Raw genomic sequence first — 13,376 nt, forward strand, 5'->3', positions numbered from 1 at the left:
TTCATTTATCTATCTCAAACTTAATGATCTGAGTCATTCCCACCTGTTTTTCTGCCTTACCGTTCACAATCCGGGGCTGAAATTTCCACTGCTTGATCGCACGTCGGGCCGAGCGGTCAAAAATCCGTTTGGGCTGGCTGTCGATCACTTGAACATTGACCGCCCGTCCGGTTTCATCAATATCAAACTGCAGTGTCACTGAGCCTTCAATCTCCCGTCGCATCGCTTTGGGTGGATAATCAGGCTTCACCTGATAAAGCGGAATCGCCTGCTGACTGCCGCCAATCGCATTGATATCAAACGACGGAGCCTGAATAGCAACGCCTTCCAGCGCGGTCGACAGACCCAATGCCGGGACAGCGGTCATTTTCGGCACATGATTGACCTGAGACTGTTGCTGTGCGGCCTGGGTCATTTGCGGGGCGACCGGTGGCTTGGGCTGTTCAGGCACACTTCTCTGCCGGCGTTGGACTTCATCATCCGGTTCGGTCATCAACATATTGAACTGCAAAGCAGGCTGCTCTTCCGGTTTCCGGTGCGAGCCGTTATCCACCATCCAGGCCATAAAACTAAACAGACCGACAGAAAAAACCAGCGCAACCGGCAGCGCCAATAACCAGCGCATCATTACCGCTTCTCCGCCGCCAACGCGATTTGTTTGACACCGGCACTTTTCGCCGCATCCATGACTTCAACCACCGTACCGTTATACGCATGCTCATCGGCTTGGATTACCAAAGAAGCATCAGGTTTGTCCATTAGCATCTGTTCTAGTGTGGCCTGTACCCGTTCAACATCGACACGCCGTTTATCAATATAAATGTCGTTCGCCGCCGTTATCGCCACGAATACGCCCGCCTGTTTCTGACTGACCGCATGTGATGCCTTTGGCCGGTTGACTTCAACACCGGATTCACGCACAAACGAACTGGTCACAATAAAAAAGATCAGCATGATAAAGACAATATCCAGCATTGAGGTCAGATCGACCTGCGCTTCATCCTGTTTTACTGAGCGTCTTCCCAGTCTCATAAACGGCTCCTCAGTGATTTTTCAAGCTTCATTTCGAGCCACTGACATTTTTTATACAACCGGGCATAGATAAACATGCCCACCAATGCCGCGACCATACCGGCCATCGTCGGTAGTGTCGCCAGAGAAATTCCCGAAGCCATCAGCTTCGGCTGACTACTGCCCTGATTCGCCATCACATCAAAAACGGAGATCATGCCCGTCACCGTCCCGAGTAACCCCAACATCGGGCAGATACTGACCAGCACTTTGATAAAATTCAGATTTTGATACAAAGCATCGTGGGCCTGCCCCAGCCAGCTTTCCCGGATTGAACGCGCATACCATGAACTTTGATCATCGCGCTCAGTCCATGCTTCAATCCAGCGCTGTCTTTGCTTGGGGAAATGGAAAACCAAATAGATCAGGCGTTCAATAACCAGCAACCAGTTCAAACACACCACAGCCGCCAGCCACCATAACACCGAGCCCCCTTGCGCCATAAAATGGTTCAGCGGCAGCCACAGTTGGTGAAGCGGCATGAACAAACTTTCCATTACGCAGCCTGCTCCAAATCATCGTTCTGATCCTGTTCGGCTTGTGCCGCGACCAAACCAATGCCTTGTTTTTCAAGGATGATCCGAATACTTTCAGCCTGAGAAGAAAGAATATTGTGAGCCAGCAGCATCGGCATCGCCGCCACTAACCCGAGCACGGTCGTGACCAGTGCCATCGAGATTCCCCCGGCCATGACTTTCGGATCGCCGTTTCCGAACTGGGTAATCACCTGAAATGTTTCAATCATCCCTGTCACGGTTCCGAGTAACCCGAGCATCGGTGCTAACGCGGCAAGGAGTTTGAGCATCGACAATCCTTTTTCGAGATGGCTTTGTTCATCAACCACGACCTCCAGCAGACGCAGCTCTAACGCTTCGACACTCCGGTGCTTTTCTTTATCATAAACACTCAGCACCCGGCCTAACGGATTATTCCCCGGTTGCTCAGGCGTTTTCAGCTGAACCTTAATTTTTCGCTTGATGGTTGCCAGTGAAATGCCCCGGAAGAGACCGATAATGAGGCCAATGGCAAGCAGACCGAGAATAATATTCCCGACAATGCCACCCGCTTTAAGCCGATCCAGCAACGTCGGCGCGTTGGCCAGCTGAGTCAGCAGCGTTCCTTTTGACGGATCCACAATCATCGGCTGGGTCTGACCTGCCAGTAATGGGGCAATACTATTCAGCGTCGGCCCGTCATCCGGCTGTTTGAGATAAGGAATCGCCACTTGCTTGTTGTGATCCCAGTTCATGTAACCTTGCTCAGTAACCAAACCAAATGCCCCCAGACGAGCAGCCGGCTCCGTCTGTTTAATTCCCGCAGCATTAATATAAGGAATCTTCACCTGAGCGACTTCACCGCTCGCCCGGATTTGTTCGTTCATACTCTGCCACAGCCCGTTGAGTTGCTTCAGGGAAGGCAGAGATTTCGCGGCAACAATATCATCGACAACCGGTGTATAAGCTTGTCGATCAATTTGCGTGATCGAATGAGATAAATCTGATTTGAGGGATTTGGCGTTTTGCCGAACCACACCGAAAATTTCCCCCAACGAGCCCGTTTCCAGCCGCAGTTTTTCTTCCTGCTTCGCCAAAACACTTTCATTTTTACTGAATTGGGCGGTCAGAGAGTCAATCTCTTTTTGCAGCCCGGCTTTGGTTTTTTGTAAACGCGCCGCAGTCTCACGCAGCGTTTGCTCGGTTTCTTGAAACCCCGCTTCCCTTTGACGGTTATGTTGTTGCTCTTGCTGTTGTGCGGTTTGCGCTTGATTGACTAAAGATGTTTGACCGTGAGTGTCATCAGCCATCACTGGCGTGGTCAGACTCAACAAGCAAAGGCTGAGGCATACTTTCAATTTCATCTTATTTGGCCTCCGCGACAGAAAGAGAAACAGGCACATTTAACAAAGTCGGAGCAATACGTTGGTTGGCGAGATCAAACGCCTGATTAATCTGCGTCAACAACGCAGTATCGCCATTGATCCACTGATGTGACTGCATGTCCCACACCCAAAATGACTGATGATTTAAACTTCTCGCGATGAGACTCAGACGCCCCACATAAAGGATATCCACCTCACGGGTTACCTTATCCGGGGTGGTAATATCATCCTGATAGGTTGCGATCTTATTGCCGTAGTCCATTTCGATTTGGTAAGCCTCTAAGATACGACGATATTTTTCCGCTTCACTGACATCGGCCCGCCCCATCAACGCAGTCAATTTCTCAACACGTTCTTTGCGCTGTGCAAGCTTGATCGGTTTATCTTGTGCAATGATCTGTTTCAGTCCGTCAATCATGTGATACATCAACGGCACAATCCCCTGTCGGGTTTCTTTGATATCCCCGATTTGCTGCGACAGACTGGTCATTTCTTGGTTTTGGCTGTCAATCAAGGTCTTCAGATGATGGCGATAGACTTGTAAATTATTCACCTCTTCTCTCAGCCTTTCGATGGATGCTTTTAATTCAAGCGATTCAGAAGCACTCTTATCAATCACCTTCTGACTACGTGCCGAAGTTTGATTGGTTTTTTCCTGAATGGCGTGGGCTTGATCGATTTGTGTTGCGAGTGTCGGAAATGCTGCCAATGCAGCCAAAGCGAATGCACTGTATCTGAAACGATTCATAGAGATAAATTGGGTTGCGTCAAATTGATTTCATCTTAATGAGAAAAACTCTCATTATCAACCAATAAATCAATTGAAGGATGGATAGCATTCGGCCAGACATACAACGCTATCGTTCTCAATCACTTCGGTATATGATTCAGGACATTTCCCCGCAAGGAGTCAATCATGCAGCCCCGAATTGTCGGACACCGCGGTGTCGCCGGAAACTACCCGGAAAATACCATGGCCAGTATCATGGCCGCGATAGACCTTGGCCTTGAATGGATCGAAGTGGATATTCAGCCCACCAAAGATCAGGTTCTGGTGGTCTGTCACGATTATAAAATCAATCGTTGTAGTAATGGCAAGGGACGCATTGATGAACTAACCGTTGAGGAACTTCAACAGTTCGACTTCGGCAGTTGGTTTGCACCAAGCTTTGCCGGAGAAACCATTCTGACTTTGCAAGAACTGCTTAGAGTTGTGAAAGCAACGGGTATCCATGTCAATCTCGAAGTGAAACTCGATCATGAGGCAACCGGCCCGGTGATTGCTTCACTCAAGAAAGAACTAGAGACCAGTGATGTCTCACCCGATTTGATTTTGTTATCCAGCTTCCATCATGATGTGATGCGGGAAATGAGTCGTCAGCTGCCTGAATTTCGTCTCGGTGTTTTAGCCGAAAGACTGAACAAAAAAATTATCCGTCTGTTGGATGAAACATCCGCTTTCAGTTGCCATCTCAACGCACGCTGGCTGACCAAGAAACAGATTAAAAAGCTACGCGAAAAGTCAGTTGAGATTTGGTGTTATACGGTCAACAACCCGCGTTTCCGACACCTGTCTGCCGTTGATGGGATTTTCAGTGATTTTCCGCAACGATTTTTAGCACCGGCAACGGCCCAAAAAACAGAAGCCTGATGCAGAAGTGTTTAATATAAGCTGATAGTCTGAATGCAATCTATCAGCTTCGTTTCCCTGATATGACTGGATCTTACTGGTTACTCTGAATTAGTTTTGCCTCATTTATTGTTAGTGCTTTTACTCATTCATGTCTTGCTAACCTGAGTTTGCCTTACTTAAATTTATCCGATTGAGTTGATAAATTAGCATTCCCCTTAATACACGACATTTGCGACCTAGTTTTCCTTCATGTGGCGTGACGTATTGATTACCTGTTGAGCTAATATGAAAAATGTCGCATTATGGAAAGATGAAAGACGACAATTTGTCGTCTAATAGGCGTTATGTTTATAAGAGGATATGAAGTAGTTGGTCTTTCAAATTTACTATAACTTAAGAGCGCTGGTACGGTTTTATCTGATATCGTACTTTGTTAAGTACCTTAGCAAAGAACATGATCAATTTGTTTTCTTACCTCGCTATGATATTGAACTATTCATAGCGGAAAACACACATATCAAGGAAGGAAAGAGAGCTAGTAAAGACCTAGTAATGTACTCTAGAGTCAAGCTGAGATTTAAACCTCAAAAGGTATATAGCAAAAAACTAAGAGTTTTATCGGGCATCGATTCTGGATCCATGAGCGAACAGCAGTGCTATTTATCGTATGATTATTTAGCTCATATGAAAGTTTTTATTCATGTTGAACAAAATAGATGGTCAGATTCTACGAATACATATTCAACCTTTACATTATTCAAATACTACCTATATAGAAAATTAGCTTTTTTCTACTTAGCAATAGCATGGGAAAAGATAAGCTGGCTAAAGAATAGAATTTTTCATCGTTTAAGACCGCTCGATGTAGTTAAGTCAAAATATGAATTATTCCAAGCTATTTTTGAGAGCAAAGATTTTGTAAAAAGTGGTGTATTTAATCAATCAGATTTAATAGATCTCCTTTATCCTAAAAAGGAGTATAAAGGTGTCATTCCAAGAACGATTATTTCCAACTCTGTGAAGCTTCTTATAGACTCAGCGATTGAATCTGGTGAGCTTGCCTCGATAAATAAATACCGTCCGAATGAGAGAGTTAAGGTAACTGGTTTAGGTATAAACTTTTATACAGAAGCGAAAGAAGCCTACAAGAAAGATGTACAACTACTTAAGTTACAAAAATCGCAAACAGTTACCCAGAGAACTGTTGCTTGGTTGACATTTGTACTTGCTATAGCCACTGTGCTTACGCTAGTTGATAAAGTCGATTTAATTCTATATTGGTGGAACTACCTTTGGTGTCTGTACGAAGCATAAACATACAAGCATTCAAGACGGATTTCCAACGCCCGGTATTTTTGGTTTGAATCAGTTTTAGTGTTTACGACACAATGGATTAGATTGGATGGCAGGCGTTGCTCATCACTTAATGCAACACTTAAAAGTTGGTTCTAAGTACTATGAGAGACAACTCAAAGCTTGGAAAGAATTTATTTAAAGGGGTAACGGTCGAAGCGGGTGGATACAGCTATGATGCTATCCCTTGAAATGCGTAAACAAGTGTTTAGGGTTTCAAGATACTTTTTCTAATCTGTAGGAAATTACATAGAGTAATCCCACTAAACGATTTCTGCCCAACAATGCCCTGTAGGATGCAGAATGTAGGTGTACGATGAAGTCACACGGCATAATCAAAACTGTCAGATCGAGCCGGAACGAATACAGATATACCAATAAACCGGAACGCCAAGTCCCGGTTCATTGACACATCATTACTCATCAATCCCCAGATCTTTGGCCAGCGCCTGAATTTCTTTCAAATCCATCTGATTGACTTTGATCAGCTGATTGACCTTACCCAAACGCTCATTGGCAGCATCCTGTTGATCACAGGCATCGGAATGTGCATCCCACGAGGTGCCTTGCAGATAAAGATCACACTCTTTCTTCAGCTCTTTCTTCTTCTGCTGTAAGGTTTCCCGCTCTTTTTCCAGCGACTCAAGTGACTGCTTCACTTTCAGCTCTTTCTGGAACAGTTCACGAGACCGCTCAAACATCGTCGCCTGAAGATCAGCCTGATGATTCAGCCGGTTATTGACTTTGTTGACCTGAGTGATCTTCGACTTCTCTGTAGATAACTGCTTTGCCAGCTCAGCTTTTTCCTGAGCCAACTGCTCGACTTTGCTATTCAGCGCATCGACCTGCTTTTGGTAAGCACTTTTTTCGTCCGCTAACTTTTGGTCAAACTCTTTACTCAGCTGCTGAACTTTTAAATGTGTCTGTTGATCTGAGTCGACCAATGTTTTCTGATTGGCTTGTTCAAGCTGATGATAACGTGTTTCCAGCACCTGATAAGCCTCTTGCCAACGTTGTCCCGAGAGCAAAGCACCAATCAACCCGCCTGCGGCAATCCCTATCACAGCGGCGATACCAATGTAGATATACGTGCGTTTGTCTCTCTGCTCAATAACAACAACGTCTTCATCTCCATCATCCAAACTGTCAGATTGTTTATTCACAATAACTCCATCTGCTTTAACGCATTAGTTCACTTACAACAACGGCGATCAGGTAAATTGCAAAGGCGCTGCACAGGACGACAATAATGCCTTTCTGGATGTTTTCTCGAGTGTCGTATCGAACCAAAACATATGCAAGCGCAATCAAAACAAGAATTGCAATGAGTCTAACCATAATTATTCCGCCTTACTCATTTGGGATTTATATCATGATTCTTTTATTTAAGGTCAGAGGAAAGTCGATAATACATCAAGTCATCATTTTTTATAGATTTACCTAAATTCTGTAAGTGACATCACAAAATTTTTGGATTAACATCACCGCGTAAATCATCATCTAGATGATTGTTCCAGTGAAGACTACAGGAGAGAGGTTGTTAACCTATTTTTAACACATTAGGTGAACATACCCGCCGAAGAAGTGAATCTTTCAGGTGCTTTATTCTTCCCCCATGAAGAATTGCGAGGACTGTAGTTGGAGGAACCTCTGGAGAGAATCGTTGAATCGATCGCCGAAGGAGCAAGTCCCATCCGGGATGAAACTCTCAGGCAAAAGGACAGAGGAGTGAAAGGCCCATTTTTTTGAAATTTATTCGACGCGTCGTCCGTTATTTCAGGACGATCACTTTATAATCAACCTTTCCTCTTCTCCTTATCTGTACTTATTTTAAGGGGAAATCATGCAAGACCTGCAATCTATATTCAGTGCTATCGATAGTTTTATTTGGGGACCGCCATTACTCATTTTACTGGTCGGAACCGGTATCTATTTCACGTTCAGTCTCGGACTGCTGCAATTCCGCCACTTACCCACTGCGTTAAAACTGGTGTTTGGTCGTTCACCCCAAGGTAAAACCGGTGACGTTTCCAGTTTCGCGGCACTATGTACCGCACTATCGGCAACCATCGGTACCGGCAACATTGTCGGTGTGGCAACCGCCATTAAACTTGGCGGGCCCGGCGCACTGTTCTGGATGTGGTTTGCTGCCTTATTTGGTATGGCGACTAAATATGCGGAGTGCCTGCTGGCTGTCAAATATCGCAAAACCGATGAAAAAGGCCAGATGGTTGGCGGGCCGATGTATTTTCTCCAGTACGGCGTCGGCTCGAAATTATTGGCGACCGCCTTTGCCGTGTTTGCGATTGGTGTAGCATTCTTTGGTATTGGGACATTTCCGCAAGTCAACGCGATCGTCGATGCATCGCAACTCTCCTTCGGGGTTTCCAGAGAGCTGGCTGCCGGTATCCTGACGCTGCTGGTCGCCGTTGTCACCATCGGTGGTATCCAGTCAATTTCCAAGGTTGCCAGTAAAGTCGTCCCAACCATGGCGCTGTTTTACATTCTGGCCTGTCTGTCAATCTTAATCATGCAAGCGGACCAGTTTGTGCCTGCGGTTCTGCTGGTCATTCAGTCCGCTTTCACCTCGACTGCCGCAACCGGTGGTTTTGCCGGTGCAACCATAATGTTAGCGATTCAGGCCGGGGTTGCCCGGGGCGTATTCTCCAACGAATCCGGTTTGGGAAGCGCACCGATGGCCGCTGCTGCCGCAAAGACGGACTCCTGTGTACGACAAGGGTTGATCTCCATGACGGGGACATTCTTTGATACGATTCTGATCTGTACCATGACAGGCTTGGCTTTAATCATCACCAATGCATGGCAGGGTGATTTGGCCGGTGCAGCCATGACCACCCATGCGTTTGCCGTCGGCCTTGATTCCGCAACCGTCGGCCCGGTGCTGGTCTCGATTGGATTAATCTTCTTTGCATTTACCACCATTCTTGGCTGGAACTACTACGGCGAGCGTTGTGTGGTGTTCTTATTCGGCACCAAAGGCATCCTGCCCTACAAGCTGATTTTTATCGCGCTGATTGCCTCCGGTGCATTTTTGCATCTGGATTTAATCTGGATTATTGCAGATATCGTCAATGGTCTGATGGCGATTCCGAACCTGATTGGCTTGCTGATGTTGAGAAACGTGGTGATTGAAGAAACCACGTTATTCTTCCGCCACGGTCTGATGAAATCGGCCCCTGCCGAAGTCTGACGTCTGTTGGAGATTTAACCCTTCCTTGAGCGCGTCGTGTGACATATCACAGGCGCGCTGCTTCTTTCAATGTCAGTGACTGATCCCATTGGCAGGCCCGGAGACCAGTCTGAGACCAGAGCGTTAAATTGCCCTGCTCACACCGCCCTGTATCCAGATTCCAGTTTTTCAGCCAGTCCGTCGCACCATTTTCATAAACACTCTCCCCCAGCAAACACTGATACCGGATGATATTTTCGACTGTGAAATCAAAGACCTGATCATAATGCCAGTAACCATAAGGGGTCTCGAGATGTTCAATATACTGAGGATCAATAGCTGAAATCTGGGGATAGACTAAACCGAGAAAAGCCGCAACATGACGGGAAAACGGAAAGAGCCGATATTGATCTTCAACCAATGCCATCACACGAATAAACGCAACATACCACCCATGAATATCCGGCGTACCGAATTGCTGACCGTACGTCTCCACAATCGATTCTCGCCATACCGTCTCAATCACATGGTCAATCTGATTGGGTGACTGAATTTCAGCACAATGCAGCAAATGACGGGACAAGCGCTCCACATAACCGATATCCCCTAGCCCCATGCGTTGCCAGATAAATGCATCCTGATGCATTTCACACTCACGATGCAGTTGTTTGTTCTGGTCGTAGTCCCCGACTTTGATTTCAATCACCGGGTGGATACTGATATCGGTAATGACATGGGCAAGAAATCCACTCAGCCAGGCAAATGCGCGATCCTGCTGCTCCCCTTGTAAGCGACGGACATGTCCGATCATACAGCGCAATAAGTCACCGACCGAGTGATAGTGCATCCGGTCAGCCCACGCCGCTTGCAGAGAGTCCGTAATTTTCAGATAAGGAAAATCAGGAGAAACCGCGCCCATTTCCACATAACGCTGGTTCACGAGTAAAATACGCTGCATTCGGCTGGGTAAAGAGTCCAGCGCATCACCTTGCATGAATGCCTGATTGACTGCGGTAATGTGAGCAAATGCACCCGGCATAATCACCTTCACCATTGCTTGTCTACTGATAACAACTTACGTGACTTTTATGACATTTATCTTGCATAAAAAGTAATGAGACACCATTGAATAATGTCTTGCTTTGATGATTATGCTTCTCCTGACCGCAAATGCCCGGCCATCACCGATTCAGTGCATACTGCTTCGCCAAACGAGCCGCCTGACGAATGCGCTGGGTCGGTGTACTTTCAGCTGAGGGAAAGTGAATCAGCTGATAAATGTCCGGGTACGACTCGCCGGTCACCGCTGGCTCGCCCAGCCACCCCATAATGTTGAAGTAATTCAACTGATCCTGACGGGTGACAAATCCTTTCTGACGGGCAATTTGCGCATGCGCTTCTACCCAAAGATCCCCCCGCTCCTGCTGGAATAATATCTCAGGAAAGTCACGTTGCATGTGATGATAAATCGCTTCTAATAGACTCTGCCATGCTATATGGCTCATCTGCTGCCATTGCTCCGGAGTGAATTGCAGTGGCAATTCAAAAAACACCATCGGCTCAAAATCGGCCCGGACCATGATTTGCCAGCCCAGAGACGTCGGCAGCCAAGCCTTATCGATTGGCAACCAGAACCAGTGACACGACGCACTGAGTAACGTCCATGCCACATCGGCATGTGCCATATTGAGATAACTGGTCGTCCCATAAGGAGACAACACCTGTATCTGCTGCCTGAAATGTTCAGCAAGTGCCTCAATCGACCACAATGAACTGAAGAAAAATCCTTCTGCCCCGTGCTGATGTTTCAAAAACCAGAGCTTCACCGAACGATTCACCGCTAATAAATAGGGAGAGCTTTCATCATCTGACTCGTAAAGATACACCGCAGCCGATTCAACAATCGGATCATCAGGAAAATGGGTTTGGCAATAAGGCGGCAGCTGACGCCCGTCAACAAACAGGTAGAGATGATCGTCCGCCCCAAAGGGAATCAAGTCTGTTATGGATTCAGATTGATACATAGTCATCGCTCAAGACCATCCGTACGAAGGTGATCAGGCAAGTGAGCAGGCCTGTTCAAAATAGGGACAAAATAACCGATAAAAGCATCACAAGTGACTGTCATGATCATTCCTTTTATATCGACGAAAATCGACGCTGCTAAATCCGCTGCGAATGCAACGAACTGTTTATCATACGAATTAACTCATTTAAGTCAAAGTAACAACTCAAATGAGCTTGAAAATAATTCTATCAACCTTTTTGTCATCTTGACGATTGCATTTTGCAATTTAGATCACTTTTGGGAGTCACTTAACAAATAAAATTAATAATAAAAAATACATACAAATCAATGAGTCATAAAAAGCAAAAACCATCGTGTGTTTCCGCGCATCTTGATATACCCTTGAGTTCATTTGCTACCACTTAAACAGAGGTTGAAACTATGAACGCGTACCATCAGTTGGTTGAGCATGTAAAAAATATCTCTCACTTTGAACATCTTGCTGCAATCTGTGGCTGGGATCAGGCCGCGATGATGCCGACAGGCGGTGCACCAGCACGAGCCGAGGCCATGGCAGCACTACATGTGCATATTCACCAGTTGATGAACCAGCCTCAGCTTGCTGAATGGTTTGCTCAGGCAGAACAAGCCCCGCTGACTACCGAACAACAAGCCGTCCTGCGGGAAATGAAACGGCGCTGGCAACAAAATACGGTATTGCCTGAATCGCTCGTTCAGGCCAAATCAATCGCCGGTGCCCGCTGCGAGCACGCTTGGCGGCAACAAAAACAAGATAATGACTGGGCAGGGTTTGCAGCCAACTGGGAAGAAGTGGTCAAACTCTCACGGGAAGAAGCCCAGATCCGCGCTGCCGCCACTGGCAAAACGCCTTATGATGCGATGCTTGATCTGTATGAACCCGGTGCCTCCACCCAAACGCTGGATCGCTTATTTGATGATGTGAAATCTTGGCTGCCATCGCTGATTGACCAAGTGATTGAGAAACAATCGCATGAATCGGTGCAGCTCCCACGGGGTAATTATCCGAGTGAGACGCAAAAATCACTGGGATTAGCCGTCATGCAACTCCTGCAATTCGATTTCGATCACGGCAGACTGGATGAAAGTACCCACCCGTTTTGTGGCGGTGTGCCGAGCGATGTGCGCATTACAACCCGCTACAGCGAGGCAGAGTTTGTCCAGTCACTGATGGGCATCGTCCACGAAACCGGCCACGCCCGCTACGAACAAGGCTTACCGAAAGCCTATGCCGGAACAGCAGCCGGAGAAGCACGCTCGATGGGGATTCATGAGTCACAGTCACTCTTTTTTGAAATGCAGATTGGCCGCAATCCTCAATTTATTTCTCATTTGGCGGAGTTGGCTGCCCGGCATTTCAACGCTCATAATGATCCGGTATTTGCAGAAGCGAACCTGCAAAAACTGTACACCAGAGTCAATAAAGACTTTATCCGGGTCGATGCCGACGAACTCACCTACCCTGCGCACGTCATTCTGCGTTACGAAATCGAACGTGATCTGATGAATGGTGTAATCGAATTCCGCGATGTCCCTGAACTATGGGATCAAAAGATGCAGCATTATCTCGGGCTGTCCACTCAAGGCAATTATCGCCAAGGCTGTATGCAAGATATTCACTGGACCGATGGCTCATTCGGCTACTTCCCGTCTTATACGCTTGGTGCGATGTATGCCGCGCAATTTATGGCGGCAATGAAGAAAACTGTGGATGTTGACGGGGCGATACGCTCTGGTGACTTATCACCAATTTTCAATTGGCTATCAGCAAATATCTGGAGTAAAGGCAGCTTATTCACCACCGATGAACTGGTAAAACAGGCAACGGAGGAAACATTGAATCCGGCGCACTTTAAAGCTCATCTTGAAAGTCGCTACCTCGGTTAAGCTATCTTGGTTTAAGGTCATAATAACTATATTACCAGTCACTAAACCAAGCTTATGAACCGCAATGAAGTCTTTTAATTTTATTTACATTATCAATTAGTTACCGTTCGTCTTTCAAAAAATGAAAGACGAACATTTTACAAAATAGCCCCCAGAATTTCATGCTTTCCCTTATCCAGAATCATATAACCTTGATGATACACCACCGCTCAAATCATCACGGCGCCAAAATATATCTTTCTCAACCTAGTCGGTTTATGGTAAAGCGATAAAACAGTTTTTTTCATAACACTCACTGTGTTTGAAGATTTTTTTC

The 13,376-nt window shown here is 46.4% G+C and carries 12 protein-coding genes and 1 riboswitch; of the genes, 4 read left to right on the plus strand and 8 right to left on the minus strand.

The features are described from left to right. Position 1 precedes the first annotated feature (1 nt). Genes OCV37_RS07575 through OCV37_RS07595 form a run of 5 tightly spaced genes read right to left on the minus strand, consistent with a single transcriptional unit; the run spans position 2 to position 3,698 of the window. Complete coding sequence (locus OCV37_RS07575) at positions 2-628, minus strand: energy transducer TonB (protein WP_038179301.1); 627 nt, start codon at positions 626-628, stop codon at positions 2-4. After that, the gene (locus OCV37_RS07580; protein WP_038179299.1) at positions 628-1,032 is read right to left on the minus strand and encodes an ExbD/TolR family protein; all 405 of its coding nucleotides are present in this window, start codon (positions 1,030-1,032) and stop codon (positions 628-630) included. Before OCV37_RS07580 ends, OCV37_RS07575 begins: the two co-directional genes overlap by 1 nt. Then, positions 1,029-1,568: a MotA/TolQ/ExbB proton channel family protein gene (locus tag OCV37_RS07585; protein WP_038179297.1), complete on the minus strand. Its 540-nt coding sequence runs from the start codon at positions 1,566-1,568 to the stop codon at positions 1,029-1,031. Before OCV37_RS07585 ends, OCV37_RS07580 begins: the two co-directional genes overlap by 4 nt. Beyond that, positions 1,568-2,929, minus strand: coding sequence for a MotA/TolQ/ExbB proton channel family protein (locus tag OCV37_RS07590; protein ID WP_038179295.1), 1,362 nt, complete (start codon positions 2,927-2,929; stop codon positions 1,568-1,570). The genes OCV37_RS07585 and OCV37_RS07590 overlap by 1 nt, the downstream gene beginning before the upstream one ends. 1 nt (position 2,930) lies before the next feature. Beyond that, entirely contained in the window at positions 2,931-3,698 is a 768-nt protein-coding gene (locus tag OCV37_RS07595) for a DUF3450 domain-containing protein (RefSeq protein WP_038179292.1), read from the minus strand. A 168-nt stretch (positions 3,699-3,866) separates the two neighbouring features. Here OCV37_RS07595 and OCV37_RS07600 point away from each other — a divergent pair, with 168 nt between their 5' ends. Together OCV37_RS07600 and OCV37_RS07605 are read left to right on the plus strand one after the other, a co-directional pair. Beyond that, positions 3,867-4,601 carry a glycerophosphodiester phosphodiesterase family protein gene (locus OCV37_RS07600; RefSeq protein WP_038179290.1) on the plus strand — a complete coding sequence of 245 codons (735 nt, stop codon included), beginning with the start codon at positions 3,867-3,869 and terminating at the stop codon, positions 4,599-4,601. A gap of 621 nt (positions 4,602-5,222) precedes the next feature. After that, positions 5,223-5,897, plus strand: coding sequence for a hypothetical protein (locus OCV37_RS07605; protein WP_157634900.1), 675 nt, complete (start codon positions 5,223-5,225; stop codon positions 5,895-5,897). A gap of 455 nt (positions 5,898-6,352) precedes the next feature. Here OCV37_RS07605 and OCV37_RS07610 read toward each other — a convergent pair whose 3' ends face one another. After that, positions 6,353-7,099 carry a hypothetical protein gene (locus tag OCV37_RS07610; protein WP_038179286.1) on the minus strand — a complete coding sequence of 249 codons (747 nt, stop codon included), beginning with the start codon at positions 7,097-7,099 and terminating at the stop codon, positions 6,353-6,355. A 477-nt stretch (positions 7,100-7,576) separates the two neighbouring features. Beyond that, positions 7,577-7,670, plus strand: a riboswitch (glycine riboswitch). Between the two features lie 109 nt (positions 7,671-7,779). Here OCV37_RS07610 and OCV37_RS07615 point away from each other — a divergent pair. Further along, entirely contained in the window at positions 7,780-9,147 is a 1,368-nt protein-coding gene (locus OCV37_RS07615; protein ID WP_038179282.1) for an alanine/glycine:cation symporter family protein, read from the plus strand. A 46-nt stretch (positions 9,148-9,193) separates the two neighbouring features. Here OCV37_RS07615 and OCV37_RS07620 read toward each other — a convergent pair whose 3' ends face one another. Both OCV37_RS07620 and OCV37_RS07625 read right to left on the minus strand, forming a co-directional pair. Continuing rightward, positions 9,194-10,180 carry a zinc dependent phospholipase C family protein gene (locus tag OCV37_RS07620; protein ID WP_051680401.1) on the minus strand — a complete coding sequence of 329 codons (987 nt, stop codon included), beginning with the start codon at positions 10,178-10,180 and terminating at the stop codon, positions 9,194-9,196. Positions 10,181-10,307: 127 nt separating this feature from the next. After that, the gene (locus tag OCV37_RS07625; protein WP_051680398.1) at positions 10,308-11,150 is read right to left on the minus strand and encodes a DUF4123 domain-containing protein; all 843 of its coding nucleotides are present in this window, start codon (positions 11,148-11,150) and stop codon (positions 10,308-10,310) included. 425 nt (positions 11,151-11,575) lie between these two features. Between OCV37_RS07625 and OCV37_RS07630 the strand changes: the two genes are divergently transcribed. Continuing rightward, the gene (locus OCV37_RS07630) at positions 11,576-13,060 is read left to right on the plus strand and encodes a carboxypeptidase M32 (protein ID WP_038179280.1); all 1,485 of its coding nucleotides are present in this window, start codon (positions 11,576-11,578) and stop codon (positions 13,058-13,060) included. Positions 13,061-13,376: the final 316 nt, after the last annotated feature.

This window comes from Vibrio rhizosphaerae (assembly GCF_024347095.1).
GTDB lineage: Bacteria > Pseudomonadota > Gammaproteobacteria > Enterobacterales > Vibrionaceae > Vibrio > Vibrio rhizosphaerae.

Excerpts from the sequence above, each read along its gene's own strand:
- OCV37_RS07575 (WP_038179301.1), bottom strand. The coding sequence starts at position 628 with ATGATGCGCTGGTTATTGGCGCTGCCGGTTGCGCTGGTTTTTTCTGTC.
- OCV37_RS07580 (WP_038179299.1), bottom strand. The coding sequence starts at position 1,032 with ATGAGACTGGGAAGACGCTCAGTAAAACAGGATGAAGCGCAGGTCGAT.
- OCV37_RS07585 (WP_038179297.1), bottom strand. The coding sequence starts at position 1,568 with ATGGAAAGTTTGTTCATGCCGCTTCACCAACTGTGGCTGCCGCTGAAC.
- OCV37_RS07590 (WP_038179295.1), bottom strand. The coding sequence starts at position 2,929 with ATGAAATTGAAAGTATGCCTCAGCCTTTGCTTGTTGAGTCTGACCACG.
- OCV37_RS07595 (WP_038179292.1), bottom strand. The coding sequence starts at position 3,698 with ATGAATCGTTTCAGATACAGTGCATTCGCTTTGGCTGCATTGGCAGCA.
- OCV37_RS07600 (WP_038179290.1), top strand. The coding sequence starts at position 3,867 with ATGCAGCCCCGAATTGTCGGACACCGCGGTGTCGCCGGAAACTACCCG.
- OCV37_RS07605 (WP_157634900.1), top strand. The coding sequence starts at position 5,223 with ATGAGCGAACAGCAGTGCTATTTATCGTATGATTATTTAGCTCATATG.
- OCV37_RS07615 (WP_038179282.1), top strand. The coding sequence starts at position 7,780 with ATGCAAGACCTGCAATCTATATTCAGTGCTATCGATAGTTTTATTTGG.
- OCV37_RS07620 (WP_051680401.1), bottom strand. The coding sequence starts at position 10,180 with ATGGTGAAGGTGATTATGCCGGGTGCATTTGCTCACATTACCGCAGTC.
- OCV37_RS07625 (WP_051680398.1), bottom strand. The coding sequence starts at position 11,150 with ATGTATCAATCTGAATCCATAACAGACTTGATTCCCTTTGGGGCGGAC.
- OCV37_RS07630 (WP_038179280.1), top strand. The coding sequence starts at position 11,576 with ATGAACGCGTACCATCAGTTGGTTGAGCATGTAAAAAATATCTCTCAC.